At 43.6% G+C, this 21,967-nt stretch carries 17 protein-coding genes and 1 tRNA gene; 13 read left to right on the plus strand and 5 right to left on the minus strand.

All coding sequences use genetic code 11. From position 1 onward, the window contains the following. Nucleotides 1-244 precede the first annotated feature (244 nt). Complete coding sequence (locus QS795_RS01200; RefSeq protein ID WP_318626748.1) at nucleotides 245-1,903, plus strand: putative transporter; 1,659 nt, start codon at nucleotides 245-247, stop codon at nucleotides 1,901-1,903. Nucleotides 1,904-2,122: 219 nt separating this feature from the next. Here QS795_RS01200 and QS795_RS01205 read toward each other — a convergent pair whose 3' ends face one another. Both QS795_RS01205 and QS795_RS01210 read right to left on the minus strand, forming a co-directional pair. Then, nucleotides 2,123-3,379 (minus strand): valine--pyruvate transaminase, encoded by a 1,257-nt coding sequence (locus QS795_RS01205; protein WP_318626749.1) that lies wholly within the window; start codon nucleotides 3,377-3,379, stop codon nucleotides 2,123-2,125. 205 nt (nucleotides 3,380-3,584) lie between these two features. After that, nucleotides 3,585-4,148: a DNA-3-methyladenine glycosylase I gene (locus tag QS795_RS01210; protein ID WP_286271699.1), complete on the minus strand. Its 564-nt coding sequence runs from the start codon at nucleotides 4,146-4,148 to the stop codon at nucleotides 3,585-3,587. Between the two features lie 199 nt (nucleotides 4,149-4,347). Here QS795_RS01210 and glyQ point away from each other — a divergent pair, with 199 nt between their 5' ends. The 10 genes from glyQ (at nucleotide 4,348) to QS795_RS01260 (ending at nucleotide 16,849) form a co-directional block, all read left to right on the plus strand. Next, entirely contained in the window at nucleotides 4,348-5,256 is a 909-nt protein-coding gene (gene glyQ, locus QS795_RS01215) for a glycine--tRNA ligase subunit alpha (RefSeq protein WP_006659589.1), read from the plus strand. 9 nt (nucleotides 5,257-5,265) lie between these two features. Continuing rightward, entirely contained in the window at nucleotides 5,266-7,335 is a 2,070-nt protein-coding gene (glyS, locus tag QS795_RS01220) for a glycine--tRNA ligase subunit beta (protein ID WP_154602293.1), read from the plus strand. 231 nt (nucleotides 7,336-7,566) lie between these two features. After that, nucleotides 7,567-7,643, plus strand: a tRNA-Pro gene (locus tag QS795_RS01225). A 704-nt stretch (nucleotides 7,644-8,347) separates the two neighbouring features. Beyond that, nucleotides 8,348-9,958, plus strand: a complete 1,611-nt coding sequence (gene dppA / locus QS795_RS01230) for a dipeptide ABC transporter periplasmic-binding protein DppA (RefSeq protein ID WP_154602294.1) — start codon at nucleotides 8,348-8,350, stop codon at nucleotides 9,956-9,958. Nucleotides 9,959-10,134: 176 nt separating this feature from the next. Then, a complete protein-coding gene (dppB, locus tag QS795_RS01235) occupies nucleotides 10,135-11,154 on the plus strand; it encodes a dipeptide ABC transporter permease DppB (RefSeq protein WP_036948611.1) in 1,020 nt (339 codons plus the stop codon). A gap of 11 nt (nucleotides 11,155-11,165) precedes the next feature. After that, entirely contained in the window at nucleotides 11,166-12,068 is a 903-nt protein-coding gene (gene dppC, locus QS795_RS01240; RefSeq protein ID WP_036948615.1) for a dipeptide ABC transporter permease DppC, read from the plus strand. Between the two features lie 12 nt (nucleotides 12,069-12,080). Then, the gene (gene dppD / locus QS795_RS01245; RefSeq protein ID WP_036948618.1) at nucleotides 12,081-13,061 is read left to right on the plus strand and encodes a dipeptide ABC transporter ATP-binding protein; all 981 of its coding nucleotides are present in this window, start codon (nucleotides 12,081-12,083) and stop codon (nucleotides 13,059-13,061) included. Next, nucleotides 13,058-14,068, plus strand: coding sequence for a dipeptide ABC transporter ATP-binding subunit DppF (gene dppF, locus QS795_RS01250; RefSeq protein ID WP_154602296.1), 1,011 nt, complete (start codon nucleotides 13,058-13,060; stop codon nucleotides 14,066-14,068). The genes dppD and dppF overlap by 4 nt, the downstream gene beginning before the upstream one ends. A gap of 195 nt (nucleotides 14,069-14,263) precedes the next feature. After that, complete coding sequence (locus QS795_RS01255; RefSeq protein ID WP_286271703.1) at nucleotides 14,264-14,962, plus strand: HAMP domain-containing protein; 699 nt, start codon at nucleotides 14,264-14,266, stop codon at nucleotides 14,960-14,962. 354 nt (nucleotides 14,963-15,316) lie between these two features. Beyond that, nucleotides 15,317-16,849 (plus strand): M16 family metallopeptidase, encoded by a 1,533-nt coding sequence (locus QS795_RS01260; protein WP_154602298.1) that lies wholly within the window; start codon nucleotides 15,317-15,319, stop codon nucleotides 16,847-16,849. A gap of 61 nt (nucleotides 16,850-16,910) precedes the next feature. Here the strand turns inward: QS795_RS01260 and QS795_RS01265 are convergent, their stop codons facing one another. Beyond that, a complete protein-coding gene (locus QS795_RS01265; protein WP_286271705.1) occupies nucleotides 16,911-17,903 on the minus strand; it encodes a serine hydrolase domain-containing protein in 993 nt (330 codons plus the stop codon). Between the two features lie 244 nt (nucleotides 17,904-18,147). Here QS795_RS01265 and QS795_RS01270 point away from each other — a divergent pair, with 244 nt between their 5' ends. Beyond that, on the plus strand, nucleotides 18,148-19,206 hold the full coding sequence (locus QS795_RS01270; protein WP_286271707.1) for an NAD(P)H-dependent flavin oxidoreductase: 1,059 nt from the start codon (nucleotides 18,148-18,150) through the stop codon (nucleotides 19,204-19,206). A 62-nt stretch (nucleotides 19,207-19,268) separates the two neighbouring features. On the opposite strand, the gene yhjD is transcribed toward QS795_RS01270, so the two are convergent. Then, nucleotides 19,269-20,261 carry an inner membrane protein YhjD gene (gene yhjD / locus QS795_RS01275; RefSeq protein ID WP_286271708.1) on the minus strand — a complete coding sequence of 331 codons (993 nt, stop codon included), beginning with the start codon at nucleotides 20,259-20,261 and terminating at the stop codon, nucleotides 19,269-19,271. A 175-nt stretch (nucleotides 20,262-20,436) separates the two neighbouring features. Next, nucleotides 20,437-20,838 (minus strand): DUF1090 domain-containing protein, encoded by a 402-nt coding sequence (locus QS795_RS01280; RefSeq protein WP_154626480.1) that lies wholly within the window; start codon nucleotides 20,836-20,838, stop codon nucleotides 20,437-20,439. Between the two features lie 229 nt (nucleotides 20,839-21,067). Here QS795_RS01280 and QS795_RS01285 point away from each other — a divergent pair, with 229 nt between their 5' ends. Then, complete coding sequence (locus QS795_RS01285) at nucleotides 21,068-21,910, plus strand: 23S rRNA (adenine(2030)-N(6))-methyltransferase RlmJ (protein WP_154602303.1); 843 nt, start codon at nucleotides 21,068-21,070, stop codon at nucleotides 21,908-21,910. Nucleotides 21,911-21,967 lie beyond the last annotated feature (57 nt).

The following is a 21,967-nucleotide window of genomic DNA, read 5'->3' on the forward strand; positions in this document are numbered from 1 at the left end:
ATTATTATTTAAGATACCCTCGGAATAATAGCTCTTTTTTGTATTATTTTATGTCGGTGATGTTAATAATTAGCAATTAAATTGTTTTTAACTAAAGTATAAAATTGCTCAATTGAATTGCTGTGAACTGTGCTCTATCACACAACTTCCTCTGTGTTTATTTGGCACAATCGATTCAGTTGCAAATGTAATAACTCCGTATGTCCCGTATTTTGGTTCATTGTTGTCAAAAGGATAGCGGTCTATGAGTGAATTAGCGCTTACAGTCAGTTTATTAGCATTAGCTGCCGCACTAGGCTTATGGATAGGTAATTGGAAAATCCGCAATGTGGGCTTAGGGATTGGCGGGGTTCTTTTTGGTGGAATTATTGTTGGGCATTTTGCGCGAAGTTATGGCTTGTCTCTCAATAATGACATGCTGCATTTTATTCAAGAATTTGGTTTGATCCTCTTCGTTTATACCATCGGGATACAAGTTGGACCCGGTTTTTTCTCTTCTTTACGTGTTTCTGGTTTAAAACTTAATGGCTTTGCCTTGATGGTGGTTATTTTAGGGGCAGTCGTTACTGCTATTATCTATAAAATCGCAGATATCCCTCTACCGATTATTTTGGGCATTTTCTCAGGCGCAGTCACGAATACGCCATCGTTAGGGGCTGGGCAGCAAATTCTATCTGATTTAGGGTCAGACCCGAGTTTGGTGGGACAAATGGGAATGGGGTATGCGATGGCTTACCCGATGGGAATCTGCGGTATTTTGCTGGTGATGTGGCTAGTTCGTATTATCTTCCGTATCTCAGTAGATAAAGAAGCCGCGGAGTTCAATAGTGCGAATGTTCAGCATCGTGACTCACTGCAAACGATGAACATCGCGGTACGCAATACCAATCTTGATGGCTTGATGATGCAAGATATACCCATGCTTGGCAGTGAAGACATTGTTTGCTCGCGGCTAAAACGCGGGGAAATGATGGTGGTACCTCAGCCGACGACAGAAATACATCTTGGGGATTTACTGCATGTTGTTGGGCAAAAAGAGGATTTAAATAAAGTTCGCCTCATTCTTGGTGAAGAGGTTGAAGCGTCATTATCAACTTCCAGTTCTGTATTGCATTCTGTTCGAGTGGTCGTGACTAATGACGCTGTATTAAGTAAACGCTTAAAAGAGCTGAATCTCAAGCAGAAATATGATGTGGTGGTAACGCGTTTGAACCGGACAGGGATTGACCTGATGGCAAACAACAATTCCATGCTGCAATTTGGTGATATTCTCAATATTGTTGGTCGTCCTGAATCAATTGAAGCGGTTACTGCAATACTTGGAAACGCGAAACAGAAATTACAGCAAGTCCAGATGCTGCCGGTATTTATTGGGATAGGTTTGGGAGTTGTTTTAGGCTCGTTACCGATATTTGTACCGGGCTTTCCTGCTGCATTGAAGTTGGGTTTAGCGGGCGGGCCGTTAGTTGTTGCTTTGATCCTTGGACGAATAGGTACCATTGGCCGGCTGTATTGGTTTATGCCACCAAGTGCAAACTTAGCGTTGAGAGAGCTTGGTATTGTGATGTTCTTAGCGGTTGTAGGACTGAATTCGGGAGGGAGTTTTATTGAAACTCTTATTCAAGGGGATGGGCTTACATGGATTGGCTATGGGCTATTAATTACCTTTATTCCTCTGTTTATCACCGGCTTAGTCGCTCGTATTTTCGGCAAAATGAATTATTTAAGCCTATGCGGTGTGTTGGCTGGGTCTATGACAGATCCGCCAGCATTAGCTTTTGCAAATAATATCCATCCAACCAGCGGAGCACCGGCACTTTCTTATGCCACGGTATACCCTTTAGCGATGTTTTTACGCATTATTTCGCCGCAGTTGTTAGCCATCTTATTTTGGGCATTATGATTGTGAGTCATGGAAGGAATAGGGTGTGGAGAAAAAGTATCCGTCTATATAAGGGCGTAATTGGTCTTTGTTCTCGCCATAACTGATATCAAAAAAGTGGTTTAATAACTACGAATAAGATTTGTCGTGAACAAATATATTCGATTTCAATTATGGAGTTCTCGCTAATTTTGGCCCTTTCCTCAATGGAAAGGGCTTTTTTTAACTCAATTTCTAGATTCAGCGTTCAGATTCTTGATAGGCTTTTTCTAATTCTTGAGCAAGGATTTGAATCCCTTGCTCAATCTTTTCTGGTTCAGGCACATAGTTCATTCGCATACATTCATGGGCATGTTGCCAATCTTCTTCAAGTCCTGGGAAAAAGTAATGTCCAGGGACCATCAATACACCACGTGCTTTTAAGCGGCGATAAAGTTCTAAACAACTAATTGGTAGATCTTTAAACCACAACCACAAGAAAATGGCGCCCTCAGGTTTATGAATAAGGCATTTATCTTCAGGGATATAGCGGCGAATAATCTTAATGACTTCTTCAACGCGCTGTTTATAGAATGGCCCTATAACATTTTGAGATAATTCAAATAAATCGTCACGCTGCAGCATTTCAAGTGCGATGCTTGGACCTATACCACCCGGAGCAAGACTAATAATGCCATTCATATTACTGATGGCATCAATTAACTCTTCGCTACCAATAATAATACCGCAGCGAGTTCCCGGTAAGCCGAGTTTTGACAAGCTCATGCAGAGAATGACATTTTCATTCCAAAATGGTGTGGCTTCGCTAAAGATAATGCCGGGGAAGGGAACGCCATAGGCATTATCAATCAATAATGGAATATTGTGTTGCTTAGCTAATTGGTCAAGATGCAGAACTTCCTCATCGGTGATCACGTTCCCTGTTGGATTGGTTGGGCGTGACACGCAAATCACACCAATATCTTCAGTGATTTCAAGGGTGTTGAAATCAACATGATATTTAAACTGACCTTCAGGTAAAAATTCAATTTGTGGCTTATTTGCCACAAAAAGGTCGTCATCAAGTCCAGAATCCGCATAACCCACATATTCAGGGGCAATTGGGAAAAGCACTTTACGAGAGATACCATCTTCAAAGCGACCAGCAAGTAGGTTAAATAGATAGAAAAACGCACTTTGGCTGCCGTTTGTTAGCGCAATATTTTTCGCGCTGATATCCCAGCCTAGTTTCGCTTTTAGAGTTGCTGCTAGCGCTTTCAACATGGCATCTTTGCCTTGAGGACCATCATAGTTACACAAGGTATCGGTCAATTGCCCATTGGCACACATTTCAGCGAGGAGGTCTTGGAAATATTTATCCATCTCAGGAATATGAGCAGGGTTCCCACCACCGAGCATAATAGCGCCGGGGGTTCTGAGGCCTTCATTCAAGTCTTTCATTAATTCTGAAATGCCTGAATTCTTAGCAAATTTATTACCAAATTTAGAGAAATTCATTGTATTTATTCACATTTGTTTATTAGGTTGTTAATGGAATTTCCAACATACCGCGCTCCTATCTAGAGTTCAATAGCTTAATTGCAGTTCTTTTTCATATAAAATATCAAGTATAGATAACAAATTAGTTTTTTAGATTAACTTATTGACTAAGCTTGGTTTATTTATGTTGTTATATATTCAGTTGCCATCGATAAATTTTGATTTATCGATACTGGCAACAATTTACAAGGTGGTCATTAACCATGCCAGTGGCTTGCATAAAGGCGTAGCAGGTAACCGAACCTACAAATTTGAAGCCATGTTTTTTCAGTGTTTTAGACAACGTCTTAGAAAGCTCTGTTTCTGCAGGAAGTTGTGCGGATTCAGTCCATTTATTGACGATGGGTTGGTGGTTTACAAAGCCCCAAATGAAAGTAGAAAAATCTATTCCTTCGTTTCTCATCGCTAAATAAGCTTTGGCGTTAGCAATAATCGCGTTGATTTTTAATCGGTTACGAATAATTCTAGCGTCTTGCATAAGGCGCTCTACATCTTTTTCATCCATCAAGGCAATCTTTTCAGGATCAAATTGATGGAATAGGTCTCGGTACCCTTGGCGCTTTTTCAAAATAGTGTACCAAGAGAGCCCTGCTTGCTGGCCTTCGAGGCAGATCATTTCGAATAATTCTTGATTATCCTTGGTGGGTTTTCCCCATTCATTATCGTGATAGGCAATATATTCGGGATCTTGGTTGACCCAATGACAGCGAGTGAGTGAGGTTTCCATTTTCATCCTTTTTCTAATAATGTTCAGATTGTGGGCAAGAATAGAATCTTTATACTGTATAAAAACACAGTTTTAAAGAGATGAAATTAATTTTTTTTCTTTTTAGAATGGTTACAGGCGTATTCATTGCTGTATATCTGGCGGTCAAAGGGTATACTGGTCACTTTCTTAAATTTCACGTATCGCGTGCGGATCTAACATGCAAAAGTTTGATACCAAAACCTTTCAAGGTCTTATCCTGACATTACAGGATTACTGGGCGCGCCAAGGCTGTACCATTGTTCAACCACTGGACATGGAAGTCGGCGCAGGTACTTCACACCCAATGACGTGTTTGCGCGCTTTAGGTCCAGAACCTATCGCGGCAGCTTATGTTCAGCCATCTCGCCGACCAACTGATGGTCGCTATGGTGAAAACCCGAACCGTCTACAGCACTATTACCAATTTCAGGTGATCATTAAGCCTTCGCCTGACAATATCCAAGAGTTGTACTTAGGTTCATTAAAAGAACTCGGTATTGACCCAACTGTCCATGATATCCGCTTCGTGGAAGATAACTGGGAAAACCCAACACTGGGTGCTTGGGGTCTGGGCTGGGAAGTTTGGTTAAATGGTATGGAAGTGACTCAGTTCACTTACTTCCAGCAAGTGGGTGGTTTGGAGTGTAAGCCTGTTACCGGTGAAATCACTTATGGTCTTGAGCGTCTTGCTATGTATATTCAAGGCGTTGATAGCGTGTACGATCTGGTTTGGTGTGATGGCCCGCTGGGTAAAACCACGTATGGCGATATTTATCACCAAAACGAAGTTGAGCAATCCACGTATAACTTTGAACATGCCAATGTTGAGTTCTTATTCAAATGCTTCGAAGAGTATGAGAAAGAAGCTCAATATCTGCTTGCTTTAGAAACGCCTCTGCCACTTCCGGCTTATGAGCGTATTTTAAAAGCGGCTCATACCTTTAACTTACTGGATGCCCGTAAGGCAATTTCAGTCACAGAACGCCAGCGCTATATTTTACGCATCCGTACCCTGACGAAAGGGGTGGCAGAAGCTTATTATGCTTCTCGTGAAGCGCTGGGTTTCCCTATGTGTCATAAGAACTAAGAGGCTGTCATGACTCAACAGACTTTCCTAGTGGAAATCGGTACAGAAGAGTTACCGCCGAAGGCTCTTCGTTCTCTTGCAGAATCATTCGCAGCTAACTTTACTGCGGAATTAGAGGGTGCAGATATCGCTCATGGTGCAGTGAACTGGTTTGCTGCACCTCGTCGTTTAGCGCTGAAAGTGGAAAACTTATCCGCGGCTCAGCCAGATCGCGAAGTTGAAAAACGTGGCCCTGCAATTTCCCAAGCATTTGATGCTGAAGGTAAACCAACAAAAGCAGCTGAAGGTTGGGCGCGTGGCTGTGGGATCACCGTTGACCAAGCAGAACGCTTAACTACCGATAAAGGCGAATGGTTACTGTATCGCGCACAAATGAAAGGGCAGCCAGTCAGTGAATTATTGATTGATATGGTTAGCCGTTCACTGGCGAAATTACCTATTCCTAAATTAATGCGCTGGGCAGATAAAGAAACTCAGTTTGTACGTCCTGTACATACTGTGACATTACTGCTGGGTAGCGATGTTGTTAAGGGCGAAATTCTTGGTATTAAGAGCGATCGTATTATTCGCGGTCACCGTTTTATGGGTGAGGCTGAATTTACTATCGATAACGCGGAACAATACCCAGAAATTTTACGCACTCGCGGTAAAGTAATCGCAGATTACGCTGAGCGTAAAGCGACAATTATTGCCGATGCAGAAAAAGCTGCTCAGGCGTTGGGCGGTAAAGCAGACCTAACCGACAGCTTAGTTGAAGAAGTGGCTTCTTTGGTTGAATGGCCAGTAGTATTAACAGCAAAATTCGAAGAGAAATTCTTAGAAGTTCCTGCTGAAGCACTGGTATACACCATGAAAGGAGACCAAAAATATTTCCCTGTTTATGATAATGCAGGCAAGTTAATGCCGAACTTTATCTTCGTGGCGAATATTGAATCTTCAGATCCTCAGCAAATTATCTCCGGTAACGAAAAAGTCGTTCGCCCGCGTTTAGCGGATGCGGAATTCTTCTTCAAAACTGACCGTAAACAACGCTTAGAAGACAACTTACCACGTTTAGAAACTGTTCTGTTCCAGCAACAGTTAGGTACTCTGCGTGATAAAACTGATCGTTTAGAAGCATTAGCGGGTTGGATTGCAAGCAAGATTGGTGCGGATGTGAATCATGCAACCCGTGCAGGCTTACTGGCTAAATGTGACTTAATGACCAACATGGTCTTTGAATTCACAGACACTCAAGGTGTCATGGGTATGCACTATGCTCGCCATGACGGTGAGTCAGAAGATGTTGCTCTTGCACTGAAAGAACAATACCAACCGCGTTTTGCGGGGGATGAACTGCCATCTACCGATGTTTCTGCGGCATTAGCATTAGCAGAGAAAATGGATACTCTCGCAGGTATTTTTGGTATCGGTCAGCATCCGAAAGGGGATAAAGACCCATTCGCTCTGCGCCGTGCGGCATTAGGTGTGCTACGTATTATCGTTGAAAAAGGCTATCAGCTTGACCTTGTGGAAATGACCCAAGAGGCTGTGCGTCTGTATGGCGATAAACTAACTAACAAAAATGTCGTGGAAGATGTGGTTGAGTTCATGCTGGGTCGCTTCCGTTCTTGGTACCAAGAGCTAGGCTACAGCATTGACACTATCCAAGCCGTATTAGCACGTCGCCCAACTCAGCCAGCTGACTTCGATGCGCGTGTTAAAGCAGTGACTCACTTCCGTTCTTTAGAAGAAGCACAAGCGCTGGCAGCTGCTAATAAACGTGTTTCTAACATTCTGAGTAAGTCAGAAGAGAAACTCGCTGATAGCGTGTTAGCGTCTGTACTGAAAACGCCAGAAGAAGTGAAGTTAGCGACTCACGTCGTGGTACTGCAAGACAAGCTTGAGCCAATGTTTGCTGAGCGTAACTATCAAGAAGCACTCGTTGAGTTAGCCTCTTTACGTGAGGTGGTTGATGAGTTCTTTGCGAACGTCATGGTGATGGATGAAGATCCTGCTGTGCGGAATAACCGTTTAACACTGTTAAGCCAGCTTCGCGAGCTATTCTTAAAAGTAGCAGATATTTCACTGCTTCAATAGGTTGATTTTTAGTCAGTTATTTTTGATTTAGAAAATAATTGTATAAATATGACCTTCCCAATGATTGGGATAAATAAGCGCTAAAATATTTTTAGCGCTTATTTTTTATCCAAAAATAGACGTAAAAATAAGAAACCATACCATTTTGATGGTTTTATCAGCATACGAACAGTTTTAGCGAAAAATAGGGTTGACGATCCCCATTCTTGGCAGTATTATTCACACCGTTTTCGGCGAGTAGCGCAGCTTGGTAGCGCAACTGGTTTGGGACCAGTGGGTCGGAGGTTCGAATCCTCTCTCGCCGACCAAATTCTAAAACCCACCTCATTGAGGTGGGTTTTTTCGTTTCTATCTCCCTCATTTTCCCAACTCCTTTTCGTGACGACGATTATGCTCATTTAATACATATTACGTATTAATAAGCTTTCCATTGCTTCTAAGCTAAGTTGCTCAGAACAAAACCAGTCTACCTATTAAAACCAGCCTACCTATCGAAACAAGTCCGCTAATCAAAACTAACCTTCATAATCTGATTGGTATTTTCCCCCGTGATTCCCTGAAAATGGTAAGAGGATATATAAATCCGCCAATAATTCTTTTTAGTATAAAAAACATGCAAAACAATCAGCTAACAAATAGTTTCATGTGAATTCTATTTAGCGTTTTATGTTGCAATTTTTTGTATTGCCCACTATTTCCGCTCAGTAATTCAGCACTTAATCACAAATATACAAATAATTAACGTCCTTATAAAAATCTATCCAGTAATGTTTCTGTGGTTATAATCGCTAGAAAATAAACATTTTCGTAACATATAAGGCTATATTTACACCGAAATTATTCGAAAAATGTTATTTAAGCGAAATTGTTACAGTGAATAATGCTATTGACGAAATGTATTCCAGTTGATTAATTGCACAGTGAATAACAAAAAATACAGATACGGCATCTGTCTTATCCAAGATGGATTTCAGTATTCGATAAAACAACATACACCACAGGAGCATTACCAATGACGCTCTCGATGAAAAAGACAGGTTTATTGGCGGTAGGCTTAACATTAGCTGCTTTAGCGGTATCTGCCTCAGTACAGGCTAAAACACTGGTCTATTGTTCTGAAGGTTCACCTGAAGGGTTTAACCCACAGTTATTCACCTCTGGAACAACTTATGATGCAAGTTCAATTCCTCTGTATAACCGTTTGGTTGAATTTAAGCTGGGTACAACTGAAATTGAGCCGGGCTTAGCAGAAAGCTGGGAAGTCAGTGACGATGGTAAAGTGTACACATTCCACCTGCGTAAAGGCGTGAAGTGGCACTCCAATAAAGATTTCAAACCAAGCCGCGATTTAAATGCGGATGACGTGATCTATACGTTCATGCGCCAAAAAGATCCAAACCACCCATACCACAAAGTTTCTGGCGGCAGCTATGAATACTTTATGGGAATGGACATGGATAAAATCATCGACAAAGTTGAAAAAGTCGATGACAACACCGTTCGTATCACATTAACACGCCCAGAAGCGCCATTCTTAGCGGATATGGCAATGGACTTCGCATCAATCTTATCAGCGGAATATGCTGATCAAATGATGAAGGCAAAAACCCCAGAGAAAGTTGACCTGAACCCAATCGGAACAGGGCCTTTTGAACTGCAACAGTATCAGAAAGATTCTCGTATTCTGTACAAAGCGAACAAAGATTACTGGGGCACAGTACCGAAGATTGACCGTTTAGTCTTCTCTATCACCCCTGACGCGTCAGTACGTTATGCAAAACTGCAAAAAAATGAGTGCCAAGTGATGCCGTATCCTAACCCGGCAGACTTAGAGCGCATGAAAGCAGATAAAGACATTACCTTGTTGGAGCAGCCTGGTCTGAACGTAGGCTACCTGTCTTACAACGTTGAGAAGAAACCATTGGATAACCAAAAAGTTCGTCAAGCGCTGTCGATGGCAGTGAACAAAGACGCCATTATCCAAGCGGTTTATCAAGGTGCGGGTCAAAAAGCGAAAAACTTAATTCCACCAACTATGTGGGGTTACAACGACGCGATTAAAGATACCGAATATAACCCAGAAAAAGCCAAGAAATTGCTGGCGGAAGCGGGCTTCCCAGAAGGTTTTGAAATTGACCTGTGGGCAATGCCAGTTCAACGTCCATATAACCCGAATGCTCGTCGAATGGCAGAAATGATCCAAGCTGACTGGGCGAAAATCGGCGTTAAATCGAAAGTGGTTAGCTACGAATGGGGTGAATACCTGAAACGAGCTAAGAGCGGCGAACCTCAAACTGTGATGATGGGTTGGACTGGGGACAATGGTGACCCTGATAACTTCTTCGCGACCTTATTCAGCTGTGCTGCGAAAAAACAGGGTTCTAACTACTCTAAATGGTGTAATCAAAGCTTTGAAGATGTGATCCAGCCTGCGCGTATGACTGCGGATCACAACAAACGTGTCGAACTGTACAAACAAGCTCAAGTGATAATGAACGAACAAGCGCCTGCGCTGATCGTCGCTCACTCCACCGTGTTTGAGCCAGTGCGTAAAGAAGTAAAAGGCTACGTGGTTGATCCGTTAGGTAAACACCACTTCGAAAACGTAGACATTGATAAGTAATTGTTTTTAATCTGTAAATGCCCTTCGTTGCCTCTTTGCAGCGGAGGGCGTTTTCTCCTCTGACGTTCAGAAGATGCAGATAAATTTAGTTATTTGTGAGCAGATGAAAACGTTGTTTTTCTGACCAGCCAAGCGGACTAAGAGCCGTCGACGGCATTATTAAAGAGACTCAGGATATGCTGCAATTTATCCTCCGACGATTCGGGCTCGTGATCCCCACCTTTATCGGTATCACGCTACTTACTTTTGCTTTCGTTCACATGATCCCAGGCGACCCTGTCATGATTATGGCGGGTGAACGCGGATTATCCCCAGAAAGACACGCTTATTTAATGGCTGAATTAGGACTCGACCAGCCACTTTGGAAACAATACCTCCATTATCTGAACGGCATAATGCATGGAGACTTAGGGATCTCCTTAAAAAGCCGAATCGGCGTTTGGGAAGAATTTTTACCTCGCTTTTTAGCCACCGTAGAACTAGCCACTTGCGCCATGATTTTTGCGGTTTCTGTTGGTATCCCTGTGGGGGTTTTAGCGGCAGTTAAACGTGGTTCAATTTTCGATCACACGGCGATCGGTGTTTCATTAACGGGCTACTCTATGCCGATCTTCTGGTGGGGGATCATGTTGATCATGCTGGTCTCTGTTCAGTGGGATCTCACTCCTGTTGCGGGAAGGGTAAGCGACACCGTTTTCCTTGATGACTCGAATCCGCTCACGGGCTTTATGCTGATTGATACCCTAATTTGGGGGGAAGCGGGAGACTTCAAAGATGCAGTGGAGCATTTAATTTTGCCATCCATTGTGCTCGGAACCATTCCACTGGCAGTGATTGTGCGTATGACCCGCTCGGCGATGCTGGAAGTATTAGGGGAAGACTATATTCGTACGGCGAGAGCTAAAGGTGTTAGCCGTGCTCGCGTGATTTTAATTCACGCCCTGCGTAACGCATTACTGCCGGTTGTCACGGTAATTGGTCTGCAGGTCGGTGTGATGCTCGCCGGTGCCATTTTGACGGAAACCATTTTCTCATGGCCGGGGTTAGGTCGTTGGTTAATTGAAGGATTACAACGTCGAGATTATCCAGTGGTTCAAGGTGGCGTTTTACTTGTCGCAACGTTGATTATCTTCGTTAACTTAGTGGTTGATGTGCTGTATGGCATTGTTAACCCACGTATTCGTCATAAAAAATAAGGAGCGCAAACATGTCTCAAACAACTGAGTCGAAAGCTGTCAGCGCCCCGAAGCCGATGACACCATTACAAGAATTTTGGCATTATTTTAAGCGCAACAAAGGCGCGGTCGTGGGGATGTTCTACATCATTTTGATGGTGTTAATTGCGATCCTTGCGGGGGTATTAGCGCCTCATGCGCCTGATGAGCAATTCCGTCAGGCATTGTTGACTCCTCCAGTTTGGGAAGAGGGGGGGTCATGGGAGTTTATTCTTGGCACGGATGATGTCGGTCGCGATTTATTATCTCGCCTAATGTACGGAGCAAGGCTTTCGTTATTAGTGGGCTGTCTCGTGGTGGTGTTATCCCTAATTATGGGGGTGACTATTGGGGTGATTGCGGGCTATTTTGGCGGCGTAGTGGATGCACTGATTATGCGTGTCGTCGACATTATGTTGGCTCTGCCAAGCTTGTTACTCGCATTGGTCTTGGTGGCCATTTTCGGTCCCTCGATTGTCAATGCCTCGATAGCGTTAACCTTTGTGGCATTACCGCACTATATTCGTTTGACGCGAGCCGCGGTGCTGGTGGAAGTGAATCGTGACTATGTGACTGCCTCGAGAGTGGCAGGTGCAGGGGCATTGCGTCAAATGTTCGTTAATATTTTACCTAACTGTCTGGCTCCGCTGATTGTTCAGGCATCTTTAGGCTTCTCGAATGCCATCTTAGATATGGCTGCACTGGGTTTTCTGGGAATGGGGGCGCAGCCACCAACTCCAGAATGGGGAACTATGTTGTCTGATGTGTTGCAGTTCGCACAAAGCGCATGGTGGGTTGTCACGTTCCCTGGATTAGCAATTTTATTAACGGTATTAGCGTTTAACCTTATGGGTGATGGTTTACGTGACGCCTTTGATCCAAAACTCAAGCAGTGATGAGGTAATCTAATGGCATTGTTAAATGTAGAAGAACTTTCCGTTCACTTTGGTGACGAAGGAACCCCGTTTCGCGCCGTTGACCGCATCAGCTACCAAGTTGAGAAAGGGCAAGTGGTGGGGATCGTCGGCGAATCAGGTTCAGGTAAATCAGTTAGCTCACTGGCGATCATGGGGTTAATTGATTACCCCGGCAAAGTGATGGCGAAATCGTTGCAATTTGATGGACGTGATTTATTGTCCATCCCTGAAAAAGAGCGTCGTCAAATTGTCGGCGCAGATGTTGCCATGATTTTCCAAGACCCGATGACCAGTTTGAACCCGTGCTTTACCGTCGGTTATCAGATTATGGAAGCGCTAAAAGTACACCAAGGGGGCAATAGAAGCACCCGTAAACAGCGGGCAATTGATCTGCTAAATATGGTGGGAATTCCTGATCCGCAGTCGCGCCTTGACGTCTATCCACACCAGTTATCTGGCGGGATGAGTCAGCGAATTATGATTGCGATGGCGATTGCGTGTCGTCCAAAACTGTTGATTGCCGATGAGCCAACAACCGCGCTCGATGTGACTATTCAGGCGCAAATCATCGAATTATTGCTTGAGTTACAACAACAAGAAAATATGGCGCTAGTACTGATTACCCATGACTTAGCGTTAGTGTCGGAAGCCGCGCACCATATTATCGTGATGTACGCAGGGCAAGTGGTTGAGTCTGCGAAAGCGAAGGATATTTTTAAACATCCAAGACACCCATATACCCAAGCATTGCTGCGCGCACTGCCTGAGTTTGCTAGCAACAAATCGCGTTTAGCTTCTTTGCCGGGTGTTGTACCCGGTAAGTATGACCGCCCTGAAGGGTGCTTGCTCAACCCGCGTTGCCCGTATGCAACGGATCGTTGTCGCCAAGAGGAGCCTGCGTTACAAACCATTGGTGACCGTCAGGTGAAATGTCACATGCCACTGGATGATATGGGGAGACCAACGCTATGAGTGAGCAACAAGCCAAAGGAATGCCGCTCTTAAAAGCGGTGGATTTAAAAAAATATTATTCTGTGAAAGGCGGCGTTTTCTCGAAGGAGAAAACACTCAAAGCGCTTGATGGTGTCTCTTTTGAATTAGAAAAAGGGAAAACACTGGCAGTAGTTGGGGAGTCAGGTTGTGGGAAATCCACGCTTGGGCGCCTGTTAACGATGATTGAGCAACCATCTGCCGGTGAGCTGTATTATCGTGACCAAAACTTGCTAATTGCTGATAAAGCAGCAGAGAAACTTCGTCGTCAAAAAATCCAAATTGTCTTTCAAAATCCGTATGGTTCGTTGAACCCACGTAAAAAAGTCGGGCAAATTTTGGAAGAGCCTTTATTGATTAACACCTCGCTGTCGAAAGAGCAGCGCAAAGAAAAAGTGTTATCAATGATGGCAAAAGTGGGTTTGAAAACCGAGCACTATAGTCGTTATCCACACATGTTTTCCGGTGGGCAACGGCAACGTATCGCTATCGCTCGTGGGTTGATGTTAGACCCTGATGTGGTGGTGGCGGATGAGCCAGTATCGGCGTTGGATGTGTCCGTGCGTGCTCAAGTATTGAACCTGATGATGGATTTACAGCAAGAGTTGGGGCTTTCCTATGTGTTCATTTCCCACGATTTATCGGTAGTAGAGCATATCGCGGATGAAGTGATGGTGATGTATTTGGGGCGTTGTGTGGAAAAGGGGACTAAAGAGCAGATTTTTAACAATCCTCAGCACCCATACACTCAAGCGCTACTTTCTGCGACGCCACGCTTGAACCCTGACCAACGCCGTGAACGCATTAAATTAACGGGAGAATTACCGAGCCCAATGAATCCACCTCCAGGGTGTGCGTTTGCAGCACGTTGTCGACGCGCTTTTGGTCCATGTACGCAATCTCAGCCTGCATTGAAAAACTACCGTGAGCAGTTAGTCGCTTGTTTTGCCGTTGATGAAGACGAAAAGCAGGCAATAGTCGCAAATTAATCACGTTAGACGGCAGAAAAGCAGACTTTCTGCCGTTTCTTCATGCTGTATTTACTCACTTTAGCGGTTAATTTGGAGCTTATCCTAAATAAGTGATCTTTCTTTTTTAAAGCTGCACCTTTATACGGAAAATCAAGTATACTGTTTGTCCGATTTTTTCTTTAAAAAGCAGCTTGATTAGGAAGGTTGTGGGAAATGAACACTCGTGTCCAACGTTCACTCACGTTTAAGAGCATGGTCGTATTCTTTGTGATTACGTTGCTTTTTCTTGCACTTTTTTTGTCCATTCAATTTACTTACCTCTTAGAACAGCGCAAACAAGATTATTTAAATCAACTGAGCAATGCCGTAGTTCAAGTCCAAAAACCATTGACGGATTCGCTACTTAGCTCCGATTTAAACGAAGCCAAAAGGCTACTTGTAAGCCTGAAAACCTCGGGGATTATGGGAAAAGCCATTGTGACGGTGGATAATGCGACGGTAATGAATTTAAGCTTTGCCACGCCGAAACCGATCCCTGAATGGTCTTTACCGCTGATTGGTATTCCGGTGGAGATGACTGTCCCATTGTATGCCTATGGCACGATGGCGCCACAAGCGAAACCTCAAGGTTATTTGACGTTACAAGTGGATTCTAACCGGGTTTATCGTTTTGCACTCAACACATTTGCGTTGTTAACGACAACGTATTTGCTGCTAGCGCTGATTATCTCTATTGCAATGACGTGGTGTGTGAGCCGCATGATTGTACGCCCACTGCGTAAAATGGCGGGGGAGTTGCAAGCAAATCAACACATCGACCATTTGGAAGTTTCTCAATATCATCAAGATGATGAGATAGGGTTATTGGCGAAAGGTTATAATCGTCAAATAAAACAACAAAATTCAGATTAAGCCATGAACATGTTATAAGGTTTGTGGTCTAATATCATTACACATACCTATCATATTGTTAGCAGCAAGATTCGGGCGACTTACTCACTATCTGTCGTATCCAAAATGCGAAATATCAGCAGATAAATGGTGATGTTTGACATGCATTTTAGTGATCAACTTAGCGACTTAGCGTATTGAGCGCCGCCCAATTATCTCAATAACATGCAACGATGTTTTTTTCGGGTATAGTGATAATCAAATTTTTGATGAAGCCAAACTATATCGCTTAACCGAGTCAATTAGCGTTTTTCGTTAATTTTTCTGTTGCTGTTTACGGTTAAATACAAGGATATAAAGAACATAGGGGTCTACATGCAGGGTTTGAAAGTGCGATATATCATCGGCGTGGTACTTTTATCAGTCACTGGTTTTGCTAGTGCTGAACCTTTACAACCCGATCCAGCATGGCAGCAAGGAAAGCTCGAGAATGGCTTTAATTGGCAGTTATTACAAACACCACAGCGTCCAAATGATCGAATCCAACTTCGGTTAGCCATTAAAACAGGTTCGTTATCTGAAAAAGCCAGTGAAAAAGGGTACAGTTATCTGATCCCTAGAATGGCGCTATTCCATCAATCTGAAGCTTTCCCTGCAGCTACATTACAAAATTTTTGGCGTCAGGCAACCGACCCTGATATGCCGCTACCTCCAGCCGTGGTTTCTTACGACTACACAATTTATAGTTTAAGCCTGCCTAACAACCGCCCTGATTTGGTGAAACAAGCATTAAGTTGGTTGGCAACGTCTGTCGCTGGGGCGCAGTATACTGAGAATTCATTGCAGAGTGGCTTAACAGTTCCTAATATTCCAGTGGCTACCTTGCCTGTAAATGCCAATGACCCTGTTTGGCGTGCCCGTCTCAATGGGTCGGCGATGCTAGGTTATGATCCAGGACAGAAGCCAAACGGTAAAGTCGATTTAGCCAGTGTGAATTCGTTCTATCAAAAATGGTACACACCCGATGTTATGACGTTATACGTCGCGGGACATGTGGATTCTCGCATGCTATCTGACAGTATCACTCAAGCGTTTTCATCATTAGAAGGCAAGCGCTCTGAGCCTGTTTCGGTTGCCGTTTTATCGTCAGTTAAGCCTCAGGCAATTGATATTCTTCAAGATAAATCAACGCAAGATACGCTTTCTCTAATTTGGGATATCGATTGGTTACCCATTAAGGATTCCAACGTATTGCTGCGTTATTGGGGAAGCGACCTCGCTCGTGAAGCCATTTACCGCTCATTGCAGAAAACCTTTAAACAAAAGTTTGCTGAAGATGGTGTGACCCCAGGCTTAGATTGTCGTGTTCAGTATCAAAAAGCGAGTTGCACGTTAGCCATTTCTGCACCACCAGAAAAAATGGCCGCAGTAGCAGATGTGGCGCTGAACGAACTGGCGACAATCAAACAAAATGGTATTGACCCAGAGCTGTTCAACGACATGATGAAAGAGAAGCAAGTTCAATTATCACAACTGTTTGCGGCATATGCACGTACCAGTACCGATGTGTTAATTAGCCAGCGTTTGATTTCACAACAAAATGGCGTTGTGGATATCGCTCCTGAGCAGTATCAATTACTCAGACAAGCGTTCTTAGGGACTCAAAATCTTGAACAAGTGAATATGGAAGCGCGTCGTTTACTGTCTCAAGAAGCAGCGATTGTCTTAGCGCAACCGAAAGAAAAACAGACCATGGATGCGGAGCAAATTCGTCAGAAATTCACGCAAGTGTTATGGCCTAAATTACCTGTGGTTGTGGAGCCGGCACCTGAATCTCCAGCAGTCGCAGAGCCTCAAGAGGGCGAGCCTGCACCAGCGTTACCGATTCCAGCACCATTGACTCGTTAGTGGTTAACTGAATAAAAATAGCCCTCAATAATGAGGGCTATTTTTTTGTGTTGATGGCGCTTTATTTAGACGTCAACAATGCTTCAATCGCGTTAATCAGTACGTTCCGTGAATCTCGATTATCCACAAAACCCGCAGCACTGGTTTGAGTTGCCGGTGAGTAGTACGCAACGGAACCCCAAAAGCCTAAATGGGAATAGAGTGTCATGCCGTTGACCTCGCTGACCATGATCCCTTGCCGATAGCCTTGCGCCCCTTCATGGGAACCTGCACTTAACATGGTGTCTAAGGTTTCTGATTTGGTAAAAATCTTACCGCTAAATAGCGCTTCAAAGAACTGTGCCATTTGTTTCGAGGACATCACTAAGCCACCACCGCCATACACATCCATTGAAGGATCCATGTCGGAGCAATCGAGTTTTCCGAGGTACTGTTTTGCACGAGGTTCCGTTGTGGCAGGGAATTCAAACGTTTCCCAGTAAGCGCTCTGCAAGCCAATTTCATTAAATTTCAAAAGTTCTCGGACAGCTTCTCCCAATGCTTGCCCCGTCATTCGCTCAATAATATTCCCAAGCAGAATATAGCCCGTATCAGAATAGATAAAAGCTTCAGAAGGACGGAAAAAGGGGTGATCTTGCTGAACATATAGTTCAATTTGCTCTGAACGTGTCCATTGATAATCAGGACGTTTTAAGACGTCTTTGAGGTATTCCTCGTTGGCATGATCCAATAGCCCGCTACTGTGGTTGAGTAGGTGGCGGATCGTAATCGCCTCGGTGTCATATTTTGGTGAGAGTAATTGATTGTATTTGTGTGAAATATAATGAGAAATGCTGTCATCCACAAACAGCTTTCCCATTTCAGCCAAGCGTAAAATCGCTGCGGCGGTAAAGGGTTTGGTGTTACTCGCAATGCGCAAAGGCGTATCGACAGTTAATGGTTTCCCCGCAAGATCGCTACCTCGCGCGCAGAATGTTCCAATGCAGTTTTGTGGCTGATTATGGTAATAAACGACGACACCACAAGATAGATTTTCCAATTGAGAGATTAGCATTGTCGGCTTCCTTAGGTGCAGGCTTACTGTATCTTCGGCTGTTTGTCGCTATAACATACACGCTTAAAATGCGTTTAGTTTACTAATTTTATGATAGTAATGAGAAATGCGGCTGTTATCACATTCCGAAAAACAGTTAGGTTCATTGGATTAATATTGGGATAGAATGTTAAAGATACATATTATATGCAATTTATTAACATGCTATTCATCTATCGCGTAAGCATAAAAAGGTAAGGAAAGTATGAGCCACTCCAATGTATTACTGCACCGCCTCAACCTACGTTATCCTATTATTCAAGCACCTATGGCGGTGGTTTCAACACCTGCGTTGGTAGCCGCCGTTTGTGAAGCGGGCGGATTGGGCTCCTTAGCACTGGGTGCGAGCTCGGTAGATCAAGCAAGGTCAATGATTGCCGCCACTCAAGCACTGACGGACAAACCGTTTAATGTGAATGTGTTTTGCCATACGACACCACAACGCAATAACCAGAATGAACAGGCTTGGTTGGCACATTTACAGCCTAAATTTCAGCAATTTAACCGTCAAGTCCCAGAGCAATTGGATGAAATTTATCTCTCATTTTTAGATAACCCAGCCATGTTGGAGCTTTTTTTAGAAATGAAACCCGCAGTCGTGAGTTTCCACTTCAATGTGCCGTCTCGTGAAGTTGTCAATGCCTTGAAAGAAAAAGGTATTTTTACGATGGCGACGGCGACAAACTTACATGAAGTCCAATTAATTGAACAAGCGGGTATTGATGCAATTGTGGCGCAAGGAATAGAAGCGGGTGGTCACCGTGGCATGTTTGATGTGCAATTAAAAGATGAAGAACTGACGACAAATCAGCTGGTTGCGCTACTTGCTAAACACACCCAATTACCGATTATTGCGACAGGGGGGATCATGGACGGTGCGGATATCAAGCAAGCCCTTGCTCATGGTGCCTCTGCCGCACAATTAGGAACCGCCTTTCTGTTATGCCCAGAATCTGCGGCAAATGAAGGATATCGTCGTAAGCTGAAAAGCCAAACGATGGACAATACTTATTTAACTGCCGCTATCTCAGGGCGGCCTGCTCGAGGTATTTTCAATCAATTTATGCAGGCAGGGCAGGAATATGATGTGAATAAATTGCCAGATTACCCGATTGCTTACGATGTGGGTAAGCAGCTGAATGCCGCGGCTACTCACTCAGGCAGTGATGAATTTGCAGCTCATTGGGCGGGACAAAATGTGGCAAAAGTCCGTGAAATGAGTGCAAAAGATTTGATGGCGACGTTAGTGAAAGAGATGGAATAAGCAAATAAATGGAATAAATGAGAGAGGGGAATGATAAATCCGTCATTCCCCTATGATTGAGATTAAGAAGTGAGAACGTCTTGTGCGCCACCTTTCGGCTCATCCGTGGCAATCCACGCGGCGCAAAAGAGTGTGAGTCGGGCAAAGAAATAGAAAAATGCCATTAACCCCAATACTGAACCGAAAGCTGCACCCGATGGTGAAGAGGCTAAGGTTGGTAAAATCCATGTCATGACAGATTTGATGATTTCAAACCCAATAGCAGCGAGTAAGGTGCCTTTCAGTAGTGAGCGGCGACGGTGCTGCATACGTGGTAAAATCCAGAAAATCCACAAAAATAATAAGAAGTTAGCGGTAATGGAAATTGCTAAACCAATCAATGTCCAAACTGGTCTTAGCCACTCGATGCTGTCTAAGCCAAGTGTACTGACAATGGTCGCTTGCGCAGAGCCTGCTACGGAGGTCAGTGTAATGGTGACAATCAACGCAATTAGTAAGCCAATTAGTGCGAAAAAGTCCCGAATATAGCGGAAAATGATATTTTCTTGCTCTGATTCATTCCGTTCCCAAATGGTGCGAGATTGCGCCAAAATCGCTAAGCGCAAGTTATTCACCCAGTTAACGCCAGAATAGACCGCTAACGCTAAACCCGTTAACCCCACAGTAGTACGTTGGCGGATGGCGGTATCAATGGTCTGTTCAAGGGTATTGGCAAGTGTGGGATCAGTAATGTTGGCAGAAATGCCACGAATGAGCTTTTCAAGTAATTCAGGATTGCTGGCTAACACGAAACCTGCCGCAGCGAAGCTAAACATCAGTACGGGGATTAGAGATAAAAACGAGAAATAGGTAATTGCGGCACCAAACTGGTTACCCATTCTATCGGTAAAACGTTGAGCCGTGCGGATTAAATGCGCAATAAATGGAATTGCACAAACAAAATCAACCACCCTCATTGAGAACGTTAGGGCTTTTTTACTGCCATCTAGGCTTTTGTTTAGAGTGGATTTTAATTTGTTGGTCTCTTTTTGTTGCTCATCTTGCATGTTTGACATGCGTTCCCCTTTTCACTGCTTAATCAAAATATGCTTATAATTCACCATTCTATATTCTTTTATACTATAGCCTAAGTTTGTTGATAATTTCACCCTATGCCTTTATTTATCCAAAATTAGGCATAGGGTGAGATAAAGAATAAAAATTAACTATTTGATTAAACTTGAATTTTTATTAAAGGGTGTCTTTGTAGATGTCTGAAAGGTCTTGGGCTTCTTGAAGCTCTGCCTTTGCTTCGGCAACTTTACGCTTATGTTTAGCGATTTTTTCAGGGTCACCTTTTTGAATAGATTCCTGCAATTCAGCTTCGCGCTCAGCAACTTTTTTCTGCTTTTCGGCAATTTTCTCCTGACTATCGCGATACAGCGAATCAGAGGTACAGTAGCGGTTAACGTTCTCGAGTGCGCGCTCTAAGCCATTTACGCGGTAGGTATTACCGTGTGCTTTGGCATATTTGAGCTGAGTTTCAATTTTCTGCTTTTTGATTTCACACCCTTGGGATGAATTACCTGCTATTGCAGGATTATTCACTAAAAATACAGCCAATATGGAAGATATTATAAATACTCGTTTCATTGGTTTTCCCTATTATGGTTTTTAATTTTGCTTAGGATAACTTTTTGGTAAGGAAAGGTCATGTGCAATTTTGTCATGTTTTGTCACTATGACAATCCCATCAAATTTTAGCTATAATGGCGCGAAAGAAATTATTCGGTCTATTTTTCATTCAACAGACCTTCTGTACAGATTCTATTAACAGCATTCACAAAAGTGACTGCTGAATTCCTCAGGAAATAAACGCGACATGTTAAGTTATCGTCATAGCTTTCACGCAGGCAACCATGCGGATGTTCTCAAACATACGGTGCAAAGTCTGATCATTGAATCTCTTAAAGAAAAAGAGAAACCATTTCTGTATCTGGATACCCATTCCGGCGCGGGTCGTTATCAATTAACCAGCGAACATTCAGAAAAAACAGGGGAGTATCTCGAAGGGATTGCACGAGTTTGGGAGCAACCGGACTTACCTGAGGAACTACTGCCCTATATGCAAGTTGTACGCCGTTTAAATGAAAACGGTCGCTTACGTTATTACCCTGGCTCGCCACTATTAGCGAAACATTTACTGCGTGAGCACGATAAACTGATTTTAACCGAGTTACACCCAAGTGATTATCCATTATTGCGTACTGAATTTTCTCGCGATGAGCGTGCAACAGTTGCCCGCGAAGATGGTTATCAGCAGTTAAAATCGAAATTACCTCCGCAAAGCCGCCGTGGTTTTATGCTGATGGATCCACCTTATGAGATGAAATCAGACTACGAAGCGGTCGTAAAAGGCGTTGTCGAAGGCTATAAGCGTTTCGCAACAGGCACTTATGCGATTTGGTATCCGGTAGTTCTGCGCCAGCAAATCAAACGCATGGTGAACCAGCTCGAAGCAACGGGTATCCGTAAAATTCTGCAAATTGAATTAGCGGTGCGCCCTGATAGCGACCAACGCGGCATGACTGCATCCGGTATGATTGTCATTAACCCGCCTTGGAAACTTGAGCAGCAGATGAAAAATGTCCTGCCATGGTTACATAAAACACTGGTGCCAGAAGGCACTGGGCATACATTAGTTGAGTGGATTGTACCTGAGTAAATTGTACCTGAGTAACAATAGACTCTGGCTATTGCAGTAACAGGCAATAGCTATCTT

The organism is Providencia zhijiangensis (assembly GCF_030315915.2).
GTDB lineage: Bacteria > Pseudomonadota > Gammaproteobacteria > Enterobacterales > Enterobacteriaceae > Providencia > Providencia zhijiangensis.

What these genes read in the sequence shown, in the direction of transcription:
- QS795_RS01200 (WP_318626748.1), top strand. Translation starts at nt 245, where the DNA reads ATGAGTGAATTAGCGCTTACAGTCAGTTTATTAGCATTAGCTGCCGCA.
- QS795_RS01205 (WP_318626749.1), bottom strand. Translation starts at nt 3,379, where the DNA reads ATGAATTTCTCTAAATTTGGTAATAAATTTGCTAAGAATTCAGGCATT.
- QS795_RS01210 (WP_286271699.1), bottom strand. Translation starts at nt 4,148, where the DNA reads ATGGAAACCTCACTCACTCGCTGTCATTGGGTCAACCAAGATCCCGAA.
- glyQ (WP_006659589.1), top strand. Translation starts at nt 4,348, where the DNA reads ATGCAAAAGTTTGATACCAAAACCTTTCAAGGTCTTATCCTGACATTA.
- glyS (WP_154602293.1), top strand. Translation starts at nt 5,266, where the DNA reads ATGACTCAACAGACTTTCCTAGTGGAAATCGGTACAGAAGAGTTACCG.
- dppA (WP_154602294.1), top strand. Translation starts at nt 8,348, where the DNA reads ATGACGCTCTCGATGAAAAAGACAGGTTTATTGGCGGTAGGCTTAACA.
- dppB (WP_036948611.1), top strand. Translation starts at nt 10,135, where the DNA reads ATGCTGCAATTTATCCTCCGACGATTCGGGCTCGTGATCCCCACCTTT.
- dppC (WP_036948615.1), top strand. Translation starts at nt 11,166, where the DNA reads ATGTCTCAAACAACTGAGTCGAAAGCTGTCAGCGCCCCGAAGCCGATG.
- dppD (WP_036948618.1), top strand. Translation starts at nt 12,081, where the DNA reads ATGGCATTGTTAAATGTAGAAGAACTTTCCGTTCACTTTGGTGACGAA.
- dppF (WP_154602296.1), top strand. Translation starts at nt 13,058, where the DNA reads ATGAGTGAGCAACAAGCCAAAGGAATGCCGCTCTTAAAAGCGGTGGAT.
- QS795_RS01255 (WP_286271703.1), top strand. Translation starts at nt 14,264, where the DNA reads ATGAACACTCGTGTCCAACGTTCACTCACGTTTAAGAGCATGGTCGTA.
- QS795_RS01260 (WP_154602298.1), top strand. Translation starts at nt 15,317, where the DNA reads ATGCAGGGTTTGAAAGTGCGATATATCATCGGCGTGGTACTTTTATCA.
- QS795_RS01265 (WP_286271705.1), bottom strand. Translation starts at nt 17,903, where the DNA reads ATGCTAATCTCTCAATTGGAAAATCTATCTTGTGGTGTCGTCGTTTAT.
- QS795_RS01270 (WP_286271707.1), top strand. Translation starts at nt 18,148, where the DNA reads ATGAGCCACTCCAATGTATTACTGCACCGCCTCAACCTACGTTATCCT.
- yhjD (WP_286271708.1), bottom strand. Translation starts at nt 20,261, where the DNA reads ATGTCAAACATGCAAGATGAGCAACAAAAAGAGACCAACAAATTAAAA.
- QS795_RS01280 (WP_154626480.1), bottom strand. Translation starts at nt 20,838, where the DNA reads ATGAAACGAGTATTTATAATATCTTCCATATTGGCTGTATTTTTAGTG.
- QS795_RS01285 (WP_154602303.1), top strand. Translation starts at nt 21,068, where the DNA reads ATGTTAAGTTATCGTCATAGCTTTCACGCAGGCAACCATGCGGATGTT.